Origin of the sequence: Roseovarius confluentis, assembly GCF_002917925.1 — a bacterium.
GTDB classification, from domain to species: Bacteria; Pseudomonadota; Alphaproteobacteria; order Rhodobacterales; family Rhodobacteraceae; genus Roseovarius; species Roseovarius confluentis.
Genome location: NZ_PPFE01000001.1, coordinates 651,889 through 667,483 on the forward strand (window position 1 = coordinate 651,889; position 15,595 = coordinate 667,483).

At 65.4% G+C, this 15,595-nt stretch carries 18 protein-coding genes; 11 read left to right on the plus strand and 7 right to left on the minus strand.

The genetic code is table 11. The features are described 5' to 3' along the window. Positions 1-20 precede the first annotated feature (20 nt). Together C2I35_RS03150 and C2I35_RS03155 are read left to right on the plus strand one after the other, a co-directional pair. Complete coding sequence (locus C2I35_RS03150) at positions 21-491, plus strand: pyridoxamine 5'-phosphate oxidase family protein (RefSeq protein ID WP_103761537.1); 471 nt, start codon at positions 21-23, stop codon at positions 489-491. Next, the gene (locus tag C2I35_RS03155; protein ID WP_103761538.1) at positions 491-970 is read left to right on the plus strand and encodes a CreA family protein; all 480 of its coding nucleotides are present in this window, start codon (positions 491-493) and stop codon (positions 968-970) included. The genes C2I35_RS03150 and C2I35_RS03155 overlap by 1 nt, the downstream gene beginning before the upstream one ends. Positions 971-1,197: 227 nt before the next feature. On the opposite strand, the gene C2I35_RS03160 is transcribed toward C2I35_RS03155, so the two are convergent. Further along, positions 1,198-2,397: a DegT/DnrJ/EryC1/StrS family aminotransferase gene (locus C2I35_RS03160; RefSeq protein ID WP_103761890.1), complete on the minus strand. Its 1,200-nt coding sequence runs from the start codon at positions 2,395-2,397 to the stop codon at positions 1,198-1,200. A gap of 85 nt (positions 2,398-2,482) precedes the next feature. Next, a complete protein-coding gene (locus C2I35_RS03165; protein WP_103761891.1) occupies positions 2,483-3,148 on the minus strand; it encodes an HAD-IA family hydrolase in 666 nt (221 codons plus the stop codon). Between the two features lie 159 nt (positions 3,149-3,307). Between C2I35_RS03165 and glmU the strand changes: the two genes are divergently transcribed. The 4 genes from glmU to C2I35_RS03185 are packed head-to-tail and all read left to right on the plus strand — an operon-like array spanning position 3,308 to position 7,855. After that, a complete protein-coding gene (gene glmU / locus C2I35_RS03170) occupies positions 3,308-4,663 on the plus strand; it encodes a bifunctional UDP-N-acetylglucosamine diphosphorylase/glucosamine-1-phosphate N-acetyltransferase GlmU (protein WP_103761539.1) in 1,356 nt (451 codons plus the stop codon). Further along, positions 4,663-6,486, plus strand: a complete 1,824-nt coding sequence (gene glmS / locus C2I35_RS03175; protein WP_103761540.1) for a glutamine--fructose-6-phosphate transaminase (isomerizing) — start codon at positions 4,663-4,665, stop codon at positions 6,484-6,486. The genes glmU and glmS overlap by 1 nt, the downstream gene beginning before the upstream one ends. A gap of 5 nt (positions 6,487-6,491) precedes the next feature. Next, on the plus strand, positions 6,492-7,184 hold the full coding sequence (locus tag C2I35_RS03180; protein WP_103761541.1) for an ankyrin repeat domain-containing protein: 693 nt from the start codon (positions 6,492-6,494) through the stop codon (positions 7,182-7,184). Next, on the plus strand, positions 7,181-7,855 hold the full coding sequence (locus tag C2I35_RS03185; protein ID WP_103761542.1) for a DNA alkylation repair protein: 675 nt from the start codon (positions 7,181-7,183) through the stop codon (positions 7,853-7,855). Before C2I35_RS03180 ends, C2I35_RS03185 begins: the two co-directional genes overlap by 4 nt. 2 nt (positions 7,856-7,857) lie before the next feature. Here the strand turns inward: C2I35_RS03185 and C2I35_RS03190 are convergent, their stop codons facing one another. Further along, complete coding sequence (locus C2I35_RS03190) at positions 7,858-8,355, minus strand: hypothetical protein (RefSeq protein WP_170067103.1); 498 nt, start codon at positions 8,353-8,355, stop codon at positions 7,858-7,860. An 86-nt stretch (positions 8,356-8,441) separates the two neighbouring features. Here C2I35_RS03190 and moaA point away from each other — a divergent pair, with 86 nt between their 5' ends. From moaA to C2I35_RS03215, 5 genes are all read left to right on the plus strand, one after another. Then, on the plus strand, positions 8,442-9,449 hold the full coding sequence (moaA, locus tag C2I35_RS03195) for a GTP 3',8-cyclase MoaA (protein ID WP_103761543.1): 1,008 nt from the start codon (positions 8,442-8,444) through the stop codon (positions 9,447-9,449). Beyond that, positions 9,449-10,735: a 3-deoxy-D-manno-octulosonic acid transferase gene (locus C2I35_RS03200; protein WP_103761544.1), complete on the plus strand. Its 1,287-nt coding sequence runs from the start codon at positions 9,449-9,451 to the stop codon at positions 10,733-10,735. Before moaA ends, C2I35_RS03200 begins: the two co-directional genes overlap by 1 nt. A 34-nt stretch (positions 10,736-10,769) precedes the next feature. Beyond that, positions 10,770-11,810, plus strand: coding sequence for a glycosyltransferase family 4 protein (locus C2I35_RS03205; RefSeq protein WP_103761545.1), 1,041 nt, complete (start codon positions 10,770-10,772; stop codon positions 11,808-11,810). A 78-nt stretch (positions 11,811-11,888) separates the two neighbouring features. After that, complete coding sequence (locus tag C2I35_RS22395; RefSeq protein WP_245890375.1) at positions 11,889-12,302, plus strand: DUF4177 domain-containing protein; 414 nt, start codon at positions 11,889-11,891, stop codon at positions 12,300-12,302. Positions 12,303-12,408: 106 nt separating this feature from the next. Then, on the plus strand, positions 12,409-13,032 hold the full coding sequence (locus tag C2I35_RS03215; RefSeq protein WP_103761546.1) for a J domain-containing protein: 624 nt from the start codon (positions 12,409-12,411) through the stop codon (positions 13,030-13,032). A 79-nt stretch (positions 13,033-13,111) separates the two neighbouring features. On the opposite strand, the gene msrB is transcribed toward C2I35_RS03215, so the two are convergent. From msrB to C2I35_RS03235, 4 genes are all read right to left on the minus strand, one after another. After that, positions 13,112-13,582 carry a peptide-methionine (R)-S-oxide reductase MsrB gene (msrB, locus tag C2I35_RS03220; RefSeq protein ID WP_103761547.1) on the minus strand — a complete coding sequence of 157 codons (471 nt, stop codon included), beginning with the start codon at positions 13,580-13,582 and terminating at the stop codon, positions 13,112-13,114. A 75-nt stretch (positions 13,583-13,657) separates the two neighbouring features. Continuing rightward, positions 13,658-14,212 carry a fasciclin domain-containing protein gene (locus C2I35_RS03225; RefSeq protein ID WP_103761548.1) on the minus strand — a complete coding sequence of 185 codons (555 nt, stop codon included), beginning with the start codon at positions 14,210-14,212 and terminating at the stop codon, positions 13,658-13,660. A gap of 105 nt (positions 14,213-14,317) precedes the next feature. After that, positions 14,318-15,013, minus strand: coding sequence for an anti-sigma factor (locus C2I35_RS03230; protein ID WP_103761549.1), 696 nt, complete (start codon positions 15,011-15,013; stop codon positions 14,318-14,320). Beyond that, the gene (locus C2I35_RS03235; RefSeq protein WP_103761550.1) at positions 15,010-15,558 is read right to left on the minus strand and encodes a sigma-70 family RNA polymerase sigma factor; all 549 of its coding nucleotides are present in this window, start codon (positions 15,556-15,558) and stop codon (positions 15,010-15,012) included. Before C2I35_RS03235 ends, C2I35_RS03230 begins: the two co-directional genes overlap by 4 nt. Positions 15,559-15,595 lie beyond the last annotated feature (37 nt).

Sequence of the window (15,595 nt, forward strand, 5' to 3'; positions counted from 1 at the left end):
TTTAGCAAAGGAGACACCCGATGTCCGATGATCTGAAAGAAGCCCTTTGGAAGCGCCTCGACAGCCTTCAGGCCGGGATGCTGTCCACCACCGGCGCCCCGCCGCGCCCCATGGCCCCCACGATCACGGGCGAGGACGACGCGATCTGGTTCGTGACCGCCAAGGGCACCGATATCGCCGCCGCCGCGGTCGGTAAGGAGAACTGCAAGTTCATCGCCGCCTGCCCCAGCGCGCAGCTTTATGCCGATATCGACGGGGAGCTGTCGGTCGAGACCAGCGAAGCCAAGCTGGACGAGATCTGGTCACCCATGGCCGCCGTCTGGTTCGAGGATGGCCGCCAGGATGACGACATCGTGCTGGTCTGCATGCGCCCGAAAAAGGCCGTGGTCTGGGCCACTGACGGCAATGCCAAGTCGCTGTTTGAATTTGCCCGCGCCTCCCTTTCGGGCGACACGCCCGATGTTGGCACCCACGGCACGGTCACGTTCTGATGCGCCGCGCACTTCTCGGGGTCGCCTTGCTGGTGGCCCCCATGATCTCGCCCGCCCGCGCCGAGCAGGTGGGCGAGATCGGCGTCGACTGGGCCGGCAACGACATCATCGTCGAGGCGATCGAAGACCCGGACGTGCAGGGCGTCACCTGCCACCTCGCCTATTTCGAGCGGGGCTTCATCGACCGGCTGGCGAATGGCAACTGGTTCGAGGATCCCTCCAACAGCGCCATCGAATGCCAGCAGACCGGCCCGATCATTCTGGGCGACATTGACCGCTCCGAGGATGGCGAAGACGTCTTTCGCGCCAGCCGTTCGATCATCTTCAAGACCTTGCGGGTGAAACGCATCTACGATGCGCAACGTCAGACTCTGGTCTACATTTCGCACGGGCGCGAGCTGTCGCAAGGCTCGGCCAAGGTCTCGATCTCCACCGTCCCGATTCCCGGCGACAGTCGCCCCGACCCCGCGCCCGACTGAATCCACAACTTCCGCACGGCCTCGCGCTCCCGGCCCGCTTTCACTGTTCCAAAAATACTCAAGATCCGACACCCGCCATCACGCCGACTGCCCGCCACTTCCGGGACACTCCCCGCGCGGTGCCTTCACCTTGGGTGCCCGACACTGGCACGGACGCCATACAGTCGGACATACCGACGCGATACCGACGCGGTATTCAGCCCCGATTCGCGATTAACCTTTCCGCCTTACGACGCGGCGGCCTGTTGCACCGCCCCCACCTCCGCCCGGATGATCCGCGCGATCAGTGCGCAATCGTCCAAGGTGAAGGTCAATGGCAGGCGCATGTCCAGAATGCCCTTCAGCACCCGATCGCTTGCGGGCATCGGCACGCTCGGCGCATAGCGCCAGCTGTCGTAGCGGCTGGTGAACCCCACCGGCTCCGCGCCCCCGAACCATTTCAGCTCGACGCCGCGTCTGCCGCACCGTTCGACTACCTCCGCGATGGCCGCATCACTCCAGTCCAGCAACAAAAACTGGATCGACGAGCCCACGTAACGCTCTGCCTCGGGACGCTCCACCACCGTCAGCCCCGGCGTGCCGCGCAGCCCGTCCTCGACCGCCGCGTACCGCGCGTTCCATTTCGCGCATTGGTCGTCCAACGCCTTGAGTTGCGGGCGTAAAATCGCGGCGCGCAGGTGGTCCATCCGGCCCGAGATATTGGGCGTGTCGTACTTGATCGCCTCGAAGGCCTCCTCCGGCGGTACCGTCCCGTGCCGGCCGTACAGCATGTAGGATCCCGACAGAATCGCCGCCTTCGCCATGACGTCCGCATCGTCCGTCACAAGCAGGCCGCCCTCGCCCGAATTCATGTGCTTGTAGGTCTGCGTCGAATAGCACCCGATCAGCCCATGCCGCCCCGAGGGCATACCGTTCCACGCCGCCCCCATCGTGTGGGCACAATCCTCGATGATGGTCAGGCCGTGGTCGCAGGCGACCTCCACCAGCCGGTCCATGTCGCACAGGTGCCCGCGCATATGGCTCAGCATCAGGATGCGCGCCTCGCCCGCCTTGTTAATCAGGTCTTCAAGGTCGATCGTCAGGCTTTCCGTCACGCCGACAAAGACCGGCACCGCGCCGACGCTGGCAATCGCCCCCGGCACCGGCGCGAGTGTGAAAGCATTCGTTAACACTTTTTCGCCAGGCTGGACCCCAAGCGCCCGCAACGCCGTGGCCATCGCGTACCCGCCCGAAGCGACCGCCAGCGCGTATTTGGCCCCCGTGTAGGCGGCGAACTCCTGCTCCAGCAGGCCCACCTCGCCCAGCTCTCCGGGCGACAGGTTATACCGATGCAGCCGCCCGCTCTGCATCACCTCCATCGCGGCGCGCATCCCCTCTTCGGGGATCGGCTCCTGCTGGGTGAAACTGCGTGTGAAAACCTCGCTCATGGCCATTTATTGCGGCCCCGCGCGGCGCAGGTCAATCGCGAAGCGCCTGTGGAAAAGCGGCATTTCGCTTTCCCGAAACCGGGTTTCAGGCGAAGAGCCTTTGCACCACGCCCTGCAACTCGTCGAAATGGTCGATCGTGGCCTCCGGCTCCAGCGCCCGCACGTCCTCGTCCCCCGGCCCGAACGTCACCAGCACCGACGGCACCCCCGCCGCCTTCGACGTCTCGCGGTCCGTTATCGTATCTCCCACCAGCAGGCAGCGGCCCGGGTCGCCGCCCACCCGCCGCACGACCTCGCGCAACGGCTCGGGGTCGGGCTTGCGCACGGCCAGCGTGTCGGCCCCCACCAGTGCGCCGAACCGGTCCAGCACGCCCAGCGAGGTCATCAGCTTCAGCGCCAGCGCCTCGGGCTTGTTGGTGCAGATCGCCACCGGATGCCCCGCCAGCCGCAGGTTCTCCACCGCGTCCATCGCGCCGGGATAGAACACCGTGTGCGTGTCGATGGCCTCGCCGTAAGCCTTTAAAAGAATTGGATATTGCCGGTCGATCTCGGCAAAATCATCCGCCCGCCCCAGTCGTGTCATGCCAAGCGTCAGCATCGCACGCCCGCCGCGCAGCGCCGTGCCGGCATCCGCCACCGGATCCAGCAGATCGCCCTCGCCCATCCCCCGGAAACAGGCATTCGCAGCCGCGATCAGGTCACCGCTGGTATCCGCCAGCGTCCCGTCCAGATCGAACACCACCGTTCCCAGCCGTTCACCCATGTCACTCGTCCCTCTTGTCATCCTGCAACGGTTGGCACTTTTCCGCCCGTCCCTGTCACATCCCGCAATCATCTTTGATACGGCCCAGCCTTGCGCGGCTTGCGCAACCGGATAAAACGGGCACGTCAGGAAGGAAAGAGAAACCATATGAGCATCAGCCTGATCGTCCTGGCCGCGGGCCAGGGCACCCGCATGAAATCGGACCTGCCCAAGGTGCTGCACCAGATCGCAGGCGCGCCGATGCTGGTCCATGCGTTGCAGGCCGGATCGGCCCTGTCCCCCGACCGCACCGTCGTCGTGACCGGCCACGGGTCCGAGGCCGTCGCGGCGGCGGCGCACGACCATGACCCCGACATCCTGACCGCCCACCAGGCCACGCAGGACGGCACCGGCCACGCCGTGGCGCAGGCCGAGCCCGCGCTCGCGGGCTACGAGGGCGACGCCATCGTCCTTTACGGCGACACGCCCTTCATCTCCGAGGACACGCTGCACCGCATGGTCGCGGCCCGCGCGCAACATGACGTCGTCGTGCTGGGTTTCGAGGCCGCCGATCCCGGTCGCTATGGCCGGCTGGTCATGTCCGGCGACACGCTTGAAAAGATTGTCGAATTCAAGGACGCGGACGAGGCCACCCGCGCCATCACCTTCTGCAACTCCGGCGTCATCGCCGCCTCTGCGCCCGTCCTTTTCGACCTCATCCGCGCCGTCACCAACGACAACGCGGCGGGCGAGTACTACCTCACCGATATCATCGGCATCGCCCGCGACCGGGGCCTCTCGGCCACCGCCATCGCCTGTGACGAGGCCGAGACCATGGGCATCAACTCCCGCGCCGAGCTGGCCGCGGCCGAGGCCGCCTTCCAGACCCGCGCCCGCGCCACCGCGCTCGACGATGGCATCACCCTCACAGCCCCCGAGACCGTGCATTTCGCCTATGACACCGTGCTGGGCCGCGACACGATCGTGGAACCCAACGTGGTCTTCGGCCCCGGCGTCACCGTGGAATCCGGCGCGCATATCAAGGCGTTCTCGCATCTCGAAGGCTGCCACGTCTCGCGCGGCGCGATCGTCGGCCCCTATGCCCGCCTGCGCCCCGGCGCGGAACTGGCCGAGGACACCCGCATCGGCAATTTCGTCGAAGTCAAGAACGCCCTCATCGGCGAAGGCGCCAAGGTCAATCACCTCAGCTATATCGGCGACGCGTCCGTGGGCGAGGCCAGCAATATCGGCGCGGGCACGATCACTTGCAACTATGACGGCGTGATGAAACACCGCACCGAGATCGGCGCGCGCGTCTTCGTGGGCTCCAACACCATGCTCGTCGCCCCCGTCAAACTGGGCGACGAATCCATGACCGGCTCGGGCTCGGTCATCACCGGCGACGTCCCCGACGGCGCGCTCGCCATTGCCCGCAGCCCGCAGGCCAACAAGCCGGGCATGGCGCGCAAATTGCTCGAAATGCTAAAGTCCAAGAAGGCCAAGCAAGCGAAAGAGGCAGGATAATGTGTGGAATTGTAGGGGTTCTAGGCAAGCACGAAGCCGCGCCCATCCTTGTCGAGGCGCTCAAACGGCTCGAATATCGCGGCTATGACAGCGCCGGCATCGCCACGATCAACGGCAAACAACTGGACCGCCGCCGCGCCGTCGGCAAGCTGGTGAACCTGTCGGACCTGCTGGTGCACGAACCCCTGCGCGGCAAGTCCGGCATCGGCCACACCCGCTGGGCCACGCACGGCGCGCCCAACACCGTCAACGCCCACCCGCACAAGGCCGGGCCGGTGGCCGTGGTGCATAACGGCATCATCGAGAATTTCCGTGAGCTGCGCAGCGAACTGTCCCAAGCCGGGCTGGCGCACGAGACCGACACCGATACCGAGACCGTCGCCATGCTGGTCCATCACCTGATGGAACAGGGCCAAACCCCTGTCGAGGCCGCCAAATCCGCCATCGCCCGGCTGGAAGGCGCCTATGCGCTCGGCTTTCTCTTCGATGGCGAGGATGACCTGATCGTCGCCGCCCGCAAGGGCAGCCCGCTGGCCATCGGCCATGGCGACGGCGAGATGTATGTCGGCTCCGACGCCATCGCGCTCGCCCCCCTTACCGACCGGATCACCTATCTGGAGGAAGGCGACATCGCCGTCGTCACCCGCACCACGCTCGACATCATCGACGCGCAGGGAAATCGCGCCAACCGCGCCGTCCGCACCATCCAGATCGACAGCACCCATGTCGACAAGGGCGGGCACAAGCACTTCATGGCCAAGGAAATCGCCGAGCAGCCCGCCGTGATCGGCGATACCCTGCGCCACTACCTGTCCGAGGCCGGGGGCGGCCTGACCCTGCCCCAACCGGAACTGGACTTCACCCAATACGACCGCCTGACGCTGGTGGCCTGCGGCACGGCCTATTACGCCTGCCTCACCGCGAAATACTGGTTCGAGCAACTGGCCGGCCTGCCCGTCGACGTCGATATCGCGTCCGAGTTCCGCTATCGCGAGCCTCCCGTTCCCGCCAGGACCGGCGCCATCTTCGTCAGCCAGTCGGGCGAAACCGCGGACACGCTCGCCGCCTTGCGCTACTGCGAGGGGCGGGCCGCGAAGATCCTGTCGATCATCAACGTCCCCGAAAGCTCCATCGCCCGCGAAAGCGACCTCGCCCTGCCGATCCATGCCGGCGTCGAGATCGGCGTGGCCTCAACCAAGGCGTTCACCTGTCAGCTGACCGTGCTCTTGCTGATGGCGCTCAAGGCCGCCTCCGACCGCGAAACGCTCGACCCCGCGCGCACCTCGGACCTGCTGTCGCACCTGCGCGGCCTGCCCTCGACCATCAACAACACTCTTGAATTAAACGCCGATTTTCACAAGGCCGCCAACCGTTTGGCAACGGCCGACAACGCGCTCTTCCTCGGGCGCGGCGTCATGTACCCACTGGCCCTTGAAGGCGCTCTGAAACTCAAGGAAATCAGCTATATCCACGCCGAGGCCTATGCCTCGGGGGAGCTGAAGCACGGCCCCATCGCGCTGATCGACAAGAAGATGCCGGTCATCGTCATGGCACCGCGCGATGCGCTGTTCGACAAGACCGTGTCGAACATGCAGGAGGTCATGGCCCGCGGCGGCAAGGTGATGCTGATCACCGACGCCCCCGGCGCCGAGGCGGCCGCCGACGACACCTGGATGACGCTGGTCCTGCCCCAGGTCGACCCGGTCCTGTCGCCCATCCTCTACGCTGTCCCCGCCCAGCTTCTGGCCTATCACACCGCCGTCGCCAAGGGCACCGACGTGGACCAGCCGCGCAACCTCGCCAAGTCCGTGACGGTGGAATAAAAAACGTGCGTTACCTGTCGCACGGCCTCGTCGTCCTGATCCTGACCGCGCCGGCCGCGCTGGCTTGTCCGTTCGAGACGTCTCCCGACAGCGTCCTGCGGTTCGGCGCGGGGTCACCCCTATCTGCCATCAGGACCTGTGCCGAAGCAGGGTTCGATTTCTCGGCACCGCTGGCGGATGGCCGCGTGCCGTTCCGCGAAATCGTGGTCTCCATATCCGATCCCGAGGCAGTGGAATTGATGCTGCAGGCCGGAGCCGATCCGAACACCTCGGACAAATACGGGTCCCCCGCCTTTGTCGATGCGATCAATTTCGTACAGGATCGAGAACATCCCGATTTCCTGCGCATGATCGAGATACTGGGCGCGTACGGCGCGGATTTTTCGCGCCCTGATTCCCACGGCGATCTCGCCCTGTCCAAGGCGGCGGGCGGCGATGACAACCGGCTTCTCGCCATTTTGCTCGAGCACGGTGCAGACCCGAACGGCCTGAACACCTACGACCGGACTCCACTGTTCGAAACCGTCTTCGGCACCTGCAACGCAAGGGGCGGCGCGATGCTGATCGACGCGGGCGCAACGCTGTCATCCATGCCCGCCGATCAGGTTGAACGCCTCTTCGACGAGGCTCAGGCGTCCTGCTCCGGCGGTGTCGAGGGACAGGCCTTTATAGACCTTCTCAAAGAATTGCACCCATGACCCCCGAAACTGCCCTCGATCAGATTCGCACGCATGCCGAACCCGGCCGGGCCGAAGGCATGGCGGACTATCACAAGGTGCCCCGCGACTATCTCGGCGTGCCCAACCCGGCAATCAACGACCTGACGACCGAATGGCGCCGCGCGCTCACTGTCGAAGAGCGTGTCACGCTGGCCGACGCACTCTGGCGGACGAACATCTTCGAGGCCCGCCTCGCTGCGGCCAAGCTGCTGACGCAGGCCCGGATCACACCCGACGATGCCGTCTGGGCACTGATCACCGCGTGGCTGCCCGACCTCGACAGCTGGGCCATCGCCGACCACGCCATGACGGCGGGGCAACGACGGCTGATGGCCGACCTCACCCGCATGGACGAGGTCGAGACCTGGACCACCTCCGACAGTCACTGGATCAGGCGCGCCGCGATGATCGTCACCCTGCCGCTCGCCAAGCTCAACAACCTCAAACCGGCTGAGGCCGAGGCGCGCGAACGCGTGCTGGGCTGGGCCGCAGCTTACGTGCAGGACAGCGAGTGGTTCATCCAGAAATCCGTCGCCTGGTGGCTGCGTGACCTGTCCAAACACGACCCGGACCGCGTGCGCGCCTTCATGGCCGCAAACGGCCGCCACATGAAGCCGTTTGCCCGCAAGGAAGCCGAGAAGTTCCTTTAAGGTCAGCCGCCTGTCGCGAAAACCCGCACTTCGGGCAGCCCCGTCAGATCCGCCTCCAAGAGCCGCATCGCCGCCAGCGACAGCTGGCTGCCCGATCCCGGCTCCGCGTCCAGCGGGATAAGATCGACCGCCACCGTCGTGCCCTTCGCCGGGTATTCCACCCGGCCCTTTCCGGGGCTGTCGACAAGCGGTGTCTTCATCCAGATGCCCGGATCCGACGCCGCACCCAGCGACGCGACCGTGATCCCCAGGTCGCGGTCGCCACCGCCGCTCTGCGCAGATTGCACCGCTGCCGCACGCTCTTCTTCCGTGGTGGTGTCGAACTCGTCGGCGGTCCGCGCATTGGCCGGCGGGGCGACACCCGCGGTCTGCACCTCCGCCTCGGCTTCGGCGCTCCCGGACGCGGGGTCAGGCGGCGGCGTCTGCTGCTGCATGGTGGGCAAAATATCACAGGCCGACAGGCCGACGGTACAGGCGACAAGGCATACAAATCGTTTCATACACTCACCTTATGACCCCTGCGCGCCGGCATCAATTCCCAAGATGCCCCTTGCCGTTCATCGGCGGTTTGCATACGTTCTGCCCTATGACCGCACCTTTGATCGACCCGTTCCAGCGCGCCATTTCCTATTTGCGCGTCTCTGTCACCGACCGCTGCGATTTCCGCTGCGTCTATTGCATGTCGGAGAACATGACCTTTCTGCCCAAGAAGGAACTGCTGACGCTGGAAGAACTGGACCGCATGTGCAGCACCTTCGTGCGCATGGGCGTGGAAAAGCTGCGGATCACCGGCGGCGAACCGCTTGTGCGGCGCAACATCATGCATTTCTTCCACGGCATGAAACGCCACCTCGACAGCGGCGACCTCAAGGAACTGACGCTCACCACCAACGGCTCGCAACTCGCCCGCTTCAGCGAAGACCTCTATGCCGCCGGCGTGCGCCGGGTGAACGTGTCGCTCGACACGCTCGATGAACAGAAATTCGCCGACATCACCCGCTGGGGTCGCCTCCCGCAGGTGCTCGAGGGGATCGACGCCGCCCAGGCCGCCGGCCTGCGCATCAAGATCAACGTCGTCGCTCTCAAGGGCTTCAACGAGGACGAGCTTTTCGACATCGTCGAATGGTGCAAATCCCGCGACATGGACCTGACCTTCATCGAGGTCATGCCGATGGGCGATATCGGCAACGAGGACCGGCTGGACCAATACTGGAAACTGTCCGATCTGCGCCAGACCCTGGCAGAGCAATACACCCTGACCGAGCTTTCCGAACGCACCGGCGGCCCCGCCCGCTATGTGCGGCTGGAAGAAACCGGCCAGAAGATCGGCTTCATCACGCCCCTCACCCATAATTTCTGCGAAAGCTGCAACCGCGTGCGCCTCACCTGCACCGGCGAGCTTTACATGTGCCTTGGCCAGGAAGACATGGCCGACCTGCGCCCGCCCCTGCGCAACACGCCGAACGATGACGCCCCGCTCGAGGCCGCCATCCGCGAGGCCATCACCCGCAAGCCCAAGGGCCACGATTTCGACTATTCCCGTCAGACCGTGGACGGGCGCATGTCCCGCCACATGAGCCACACCGGCGGCTGATGCCCCGCAATCCGGCGCCCCTGCCCGTGCGTCTTTACGGCGTGGCGGCAAATCTGCTTGAGCGGCTGGCCTATCGCCGCGTCTCGGAAAACCTGTCGCGCCAAGGCATTCCCGCAAACCGCCTGCCCGAACGGCAGGGCCATGCCACCGCACCGCGCCCCGTCGGCGACCTCATGTGGTTCCACGCGGCCTCGGTCGGCGAAAGCCTGTCGGTCCTGCGCCTGATCGAGCATCTGGGCGACACGCATCCCGACCTGTCCTTCCTCATAACCTCCGGCACCGCCACCTCGGCGCAGATCGTCGGCAAGCGCCTGCCGCCGCGCACGACGCATCAATTCGCGCCGCTCGATTCCCGCCGCGTGGTCCTGCGCTTCCTCGACCATTGGCGCCCCTCGGCGGCGGTCTTCGTGGAAAGCGAGCTTTGGCCCCAGATGCTGCGTCTGACCCATGCCGCAGGCGTCCCGCTGGCACTGGTCAACGCCAGGATTTCCGAAAAATCCGCCCGCAACTGGAAACGGTTCCCCCGCACCGCGCGGCATCTGATGGATCATTTCCGCCTGATCCATTGCCAGGACGACCGCACCGCGAGCCATCTACAAGACCTCGGCCTCAGACAGGCCGAAGCCGGCATGAACCTCAAGTCCGTCGCCGGCCCGCTCCCCTTCGACCGGGACGAACTGCTCCGGATGCAGGGCCTCATCGCCGGCCGGCCGGTCTGGCTCGCCGCCTCCACCCATCCGGGCGAGGACGAGGTCGTGCTCAGGGCCCACCGCGCCATGACCGGCGGCAATGCCGACGCGCTCCTGATCCTCGTACCGCGCCATCCCGAACGCGCCCATGATATCGAGCGCATGATCGCCGAGCACCGCTTCGAGGGCGCCCGCCGCTCCACCGGCATGACCATCACCGGGCAGACCCGCGTCTATCTCGCCGACACACTGGGCGAGATGGGCCTGTGGTACGCGCTCAGCCCCCTGACCTGCATCTGCGGCAGCTTCACCGATGTGGGCGGCCACAACCCGTTCGAGCCCGCCCATGCCGGCTCCGCCGTCCTCCACGGCCCGCACTACGCCAATTTCGCCGAGGCCTATGCCGAGATGCAGGCCAACGAGGCCTGTATCGAGGTCACCGATGCCGAAGACCTCGGCGCCAAGCTGACCACCTATCTTAACGATCCCGCCGCCCTCGACGCGCTGCGTGACCGAACCCGCGCTTTTGCCGCCGTACAGGCCGACGTGCTGGACGACTTCGCGACCACCCTTTCCAAGTCGCTCGGCCTGCGCTAGCACCTGTCGAGAACCCCAAGGAAAGCCGCCCCGCGTGCCGGACCTCATCGTCACCAATTTCAACCGCAACTTCACCGGCGTTTCCTCGACCGCCGCCAGCGTGGTGCGCTGCCAGGTGTCGCAATACGACCTCGCGCTTGCGGGCCACCCCCTGCCCGGCTGCCCGGACCCAATCACCAAGTCCCAAGCCGCGGCATTTTCCAAGACCCCTCCCAAAGACCACCCCTTCACCATCTGGCATGTCCGCCGCAATCCCGAAATGCGCGCGGCCCTCTGGGTCCGCGACGTGCTGCGCCGCCCCATCCGCATTGTCTTCACCTCCGCCGCGATCCGGCGGCATTCGGCCTTTCCGCGCTGGCTCATTTCGCGCATGGACGCCGTCATCGCCACGACCGAGGCCGCAGCCGGGTTCGTCCCGCATGTCCGCGCCGTCGCCCCCCACGGCGTCGACACCGACCGTTTCACGCCCGCCCCCGACCGCGCCGCCGCGTGGGCCGCCACCGGCTATCCCGGCACCCACGGCGTGGCCACCATCGGGCGCATCCGCTCCGAGAAAGGCACCGACCGCTTCGTCGCCGCCATGCTGCGCCTCTTGCCGCAGCACCCCGGCCTGACCGCTCTCGTCATCGGTCGCGCGGCCAAGTCCGACCAGCCTTTCCTCGACAAGCTAAAGGCGCAGATTGCCGCCGCGGGCCTCAGTGACCGCATCCTCTTCCCCGGCGAGGTCTCCCCCGACGCCCTGCCCACCCTCACACGTTCCCTCTCTGCCGTGATGCAACTGCCCCGCTACGAAGGTTATGGCATGACCCCGCTTGAAGGGATGGCATCGGGCGTGCCGTTCGTGGCCACCGACACCGGCTATTACCGCAGCTTTTCCAGCCAGGGCCAAACCGGCCTTATCGTGCCGGACGATCCGGGCGATGCCGCCGATGCGCTCGCCTCCATCCTGTCAGACCCCGACCGCCACGCCGCCATGTCCCAAGCCGCCCGCACCATTGCCTGCACCCATTTCAGCGTCACCCGAGAGGCCGAAACCATCGCCCAGGTCTACGAGGATCTTTGGTCCGGCGGCTGACCGCTTCTTCTTCGGTTTGATGTTGCACCCGAGCCTCAGGACGTTACGATGTCCTGCCAATTTTGAGAGGTGCACTTCGTGATCCAGAAATACGAGTACAAGGTCATCCCCGCCCCCGCCAAGGGCCGCAAGGGCCCGGGCATCAAGGGCGCTGAAGGCCGCTTTGCCCACGGGCTGGAAACGGTGATCAACGAACTGGCGCTCGAGGGCTGGGAATACCTGCGCGCCGACATCCTGCCCAGCGAGGAACGTCAGGGCCTGACCTCGTCGCAGACGGTCTATCGCAGCATGCTGGTCTTCCGCCGCCCGCTGGAACTGGAAGGCGTCGACAGCCCGCCGCCGCTGCCGTGGGACGACCACGAGGCGGAAGAGCTGGAAACCGCCGCCGAGACTGACGAAATCGAGGATAATCAGGACGATACGCCAGATGACGACGCGGATAACGGGGATGGCGAAGACACGCCGCGCCCCGATCTGCCACCCCGGGACTGACCCGTGCAAGGAAGTTCGGGACCGCGCGGTTTTTTCCCGATCTTTCCTCTTCAATTTGCCGCGCAATCACATACACTCTTGGCCTCGAGTCGCAAAGGGAATGCCAATGGCTAAATCCGATCCGTTTGGTTTCGACATGTCCGTTTCATCCGCGAAAAAGAAGAACCCGCGCGGTCGGCGGGGCATGTCCGGGGCATCCGAAACGTCGACGCGCGTCTGCGACCACGAGGGCTGCAACCAGCCCGGCAAGTACCGCGCGCCCAAGGCGCCGGACGTGCTCGACGACTTCTACTGGTTCTGCAAGGACCACGTGCGCGAGTACAATACCAAGTGGAACTTCTTCGACGGCACCACCGAGGCCGAGATGAACGCCCAGATGTCCTCGGACAAGGTGTGGGAGCGCAAGACCAAGGCGTTCAACGACCCCGAGGCGCGTGCCTGGGCCCGGCTGGGCATCGAGGACCCGCACCAGGTGCTGGGCGGCAATGCCACGCAGAACCCCGGCAAGAACCGCGGCGGCCAGCGCAAGCTGCCCCCGACCGAACGCCGCGCCATCGAAATCCTTGAGGCAAACGAACACGCCTCCAAGGCCGAGATCCGCAAGGCCTACAAGGCGCTGATCAAGGTGCTGCACCCCGACATCAACGGCGGCGACCGCAGCCAGGAAGAACAGCTTCAACAGGTCGTCTGGGCCTGGGACCAGATCAAGCAGAGCCGCAACTTCAAGTAAGCTGGAAAAATAGGGCGCACCGGGTCACTCGTACCGTTCCGGGTCCTGAAACCACCCGGTGCGCGATCGGACCCGGAATTCAGGCGTCGCGGAATGTCAGGCTGACTCCGTTCAGGCAATGGCGCTTGCCCGTCGGCTGTGGCCCGTCATCGAAAATATGGCCAAGGTGGCTGCCGCAGCGGCGGCAGTGACATTCGGTCCGCGTCGCGAAAAGCGAATGATCCGGCTTGGTGCCGATGGCATTGTCCATCGCCTTCCAGAAACTGGGCCAGCCGGTCTCGCTGTCATACTTGGTCTCGGACGAATAAAGCGGCAGGTCGCAGCCGCGGCAATGATACGTCCCCGGCTTGTATAGATCATGCAACGGGCTGCTAAAGGCGCGCTCGGTGCCTTCCTCGCGCATCACCTCGTATTCCGGATCGGTCAGCATCTCGCGCCATTCCGCCTCGGTGCGTGTCACCTCGAAAGTGCCCGGCGCGGCAAATCCCGGCAGCGCGGTCAGAAAAGTGCCCCCGGACAGGGCCGACAGTATGAATGTGCGTCGTAGCATCTTCAGCCTCCTGCGTTTGTCATTCGAGGATAGAACGGGGGACGAACGCCCCCCGTTCCGCAGCTTACGAGCTTGTTACTGCTTGGCCGGCAGCATCACGGTGTCGATCACGTGAATCACACCGTTGGACTGTTCGACATCTGCGATGGTCACGTTGGCCACGCGGCCACGCTCGTCTTCCAGCATGATGCTGTTGCCTTGGTAAGTGGCCTTCAACATGCAGCCGCCCACGGTCGGCACCATGTGCGCGCCACCGTCATCGTCGACCATGCCCTTGATCGCCGTCGACATCGCGTCGGCCGATACCACGTGGCAGGTCAGGATCTCGGTCAGCTGTTTCTTAGCCGCGGGCTGCAGCAGTGCCTCGACCGCGCCTTCGCGCAGCTCGCCAAAGGCGGCGTTGGTCGGCGCGAACACGGTGAACGGCCCTTCGCTCGACAGCGTGTCGACAAGGTCCGCGGCCTTCACGGCGGTCACCAGCGTCGTGTGATCGGCCGAGTTCACGGCATTTTCAACAATGTTCTTGTCGGCATACATCGCCGCACCGCCGACCATCGGATTGTCGGCATAGGCAACGCTCGCAGTCGCTGCGAGGGCCACGGCGGCGGTCATTGATTTCACGTTAAACATATCTCTACTCCCTAACTTAATGCACAAAAGCCGGGCCTTGTTGCCCAACCCATACGCAGCCACGGGAGGTGCGAACCGAAAGTTTCAGCTGTTTCGGGAAATTTTTCAGACGTCTTCGAGCGGGCCAGTGGCCAGGATGTCGCCCGTGGGCGCCCCGGTGGGCGAGCCGCCCTCGGGTTCGTCCGAAATCGCCAGCGTCGCGCCTTGCAACACCGCGATCTGCTCCGGCGTCATCGGCAGGCGCAGCCGCTCGTTTTCCGGCAGCACGCCCAGCGACACCGGCGGGTTGTCCCCGGCGATCAGCCACATCTCGATATCGCGGTCAGGCCGGTCCTGCATCCCGCGCCGCTCGACATACATTTCCTGCGTGGTCGCGTCATACCCCGCCGCCAGGATGATCTCTTCCTCACCCTCGGCCCGCAGGTCAGCATGGTAGACCGGGCTCTCCGGCGGTTGCACGCCCGACCCCGGCAGGTCCACGACGAAGAACAGCGCCACGACCAGCGCCGCTGCTGCCAATCCGGTCAGTCCGAACCGCTCGAACAGGCCGCGCCGCGCCGGGCGCTCGTCAGCGAACAGGCGGCGGTCCAGCGCCGCTTTCACCCGTGCCGGAGGGGCCTCTTCGGGGATCTCATCCGCCAGCACGGCGAAATCCTCGGCCCATTGCGCGTAAAGCGCCCGCAATTCGGGCTCGGCGCCAAGACGCGACTCGAAGGCCGCGGCCTCCGCAGCCGACAGCAATCCCAGCGCGTATTCACCCGCCAGGACCACGTCGTCGTCTTTTTCCGGCACCTCGCTCATCGCGACAGGCACTCCCTCAGTTTCAGCAGGCTGCGGCGCAGCCAGGTTCGCATCGTGTTCAGCGGAACGTCAAACCGCGCCGCCAGATCGGCATAGGTCTCTCCGTCAAGGTAAGCCCCGCGCACGGCCTGCGCGCGATCGGCCTCCAACTCGTCGAAGCACGCGTCCAACTTTTCCCGCTCCGACGCCTGAACGGCTTGCGCCTCCGGCCCCGGTGCGGCATCCGGCATCGCTTCAGCCAGTCCTTCCGGCATCTGCTCGCCCGCCCCCTTGCGCTTGCGCAGCATGTCGATGGCTGCGTTCCGCGCGATCGTGATCAGCCACGTCATGGGGCTGAACCCGCCCGTGCTGTACCGGTCGGCATTGCGCCAGATCTTCACGTAGACCTCTTGCAGCACCTCCTCGGCCTCGGCCCGGTTACCCAACACACGCAGGATCACGCCGAATAGTTTCGCCGAAGTCGCGGAATAAAGTTCGGAAAACGCGGCCCTGTCGTTCAGGGCGCATCGACCGATCATGTGTTCGATAGCGTCGAGGTCTTTCATGGAACGCGCATCCCTTTCGAAATCGGAACCTAGGGCA

Coding starts and splice junctions, on each gene's coding strand:
- C2I35_RS03150 (WP_103761537.1), top strand. CDS start 21: ATGTCCGATGATCTGAAAGAAGCCCTTTGGAAGCGCCTCGACAGCCTT.
- C2I35_RS03155 (WP_103761538.1), top strand. CDS start 491: ATGCGCCGCGCACTTCTCGGGGTCGCCTTGCTGGTGGCCCCCATGATC.
- C2I35_RS03160 (WP_103761890.1), bottom strand. CDS start 2,397: ATGAGCGAGGTTTTCACACGCAGTTTCACCCAGCAGGAGCCGATCCCC.
- glmU (WP_103761539.1), top strand. CDS start 3,308: ATGAGCATCAGCCTGATCGTCCTGGCCGCGGGCCAGGGCACCCGCATG.
- glmS (WP_103761540.1), top strand. CDS start 4,663: ATGTGTGGAATTGTAGGGGTTCTAGGCAAGCACGAAGCCGCGCCCATC.
- C2I35_RS03185 (WP_103761542.1), top strand. CDS start 7,181: ATGACCCCCGAAACTGCCCTCGATCAGATTCGCACGCATGCCGAACCC.
- C2I35_RS03190 (WP_170067103.1), bottom strand. CDS start 8,355: ATGAAACGATTTGTATGCCTTGTCGCCTGTACCGTCGGCCTGTCGGCC.
- moaA (WP_103761543.1), top strand. CDS start 8,442: ATGACCGCACCTTTGATCGACCCGTTCCAGCGCGCCATTTCCTATTTG.
- C2I35_RS03200 (WP_103761544.1), top strand. CDS start 9,449: ATGCCCCGCAATCCGGCGCCCCTGCCCGTGCGTCTTTACGGCGTGGCG.
- C2I35_RS03215 (WP_103761546.1), top strand. CDS start 12,409: ATGGCTAAATCCGATCCGTTTGGTTTCGACATGTCCGTTTCATCCGCG.
- msrB (WP_103761547.1), bottom strand. CDS start 13,582: ATGCTACGACGCACATTCATACTGTCGGCCCTGTCCGGGGGCACTTTT.
- C2I35_RS03225 (WP_103761548.1), bottom strand. CDS start 14,212: ATGTTTAACGTGAAATCAATGACCGCCGCCGTGGCCCTCGCAGCGACT.
- C2I35_RS03230 (WP_103761549.1), bottom strand. CDS start 15,013: ATGAGCGAGGTGCCGGAAAAAGACGACGACGTGGTCCTGGCGGGTGAA.
- C2I35_RS03235 (WP_103761550.1), bottom strand. CDS start 15,558: ATGAAAGACCTCGACGCTATCGAACACATGATCGGTCGATGCGCCCTG.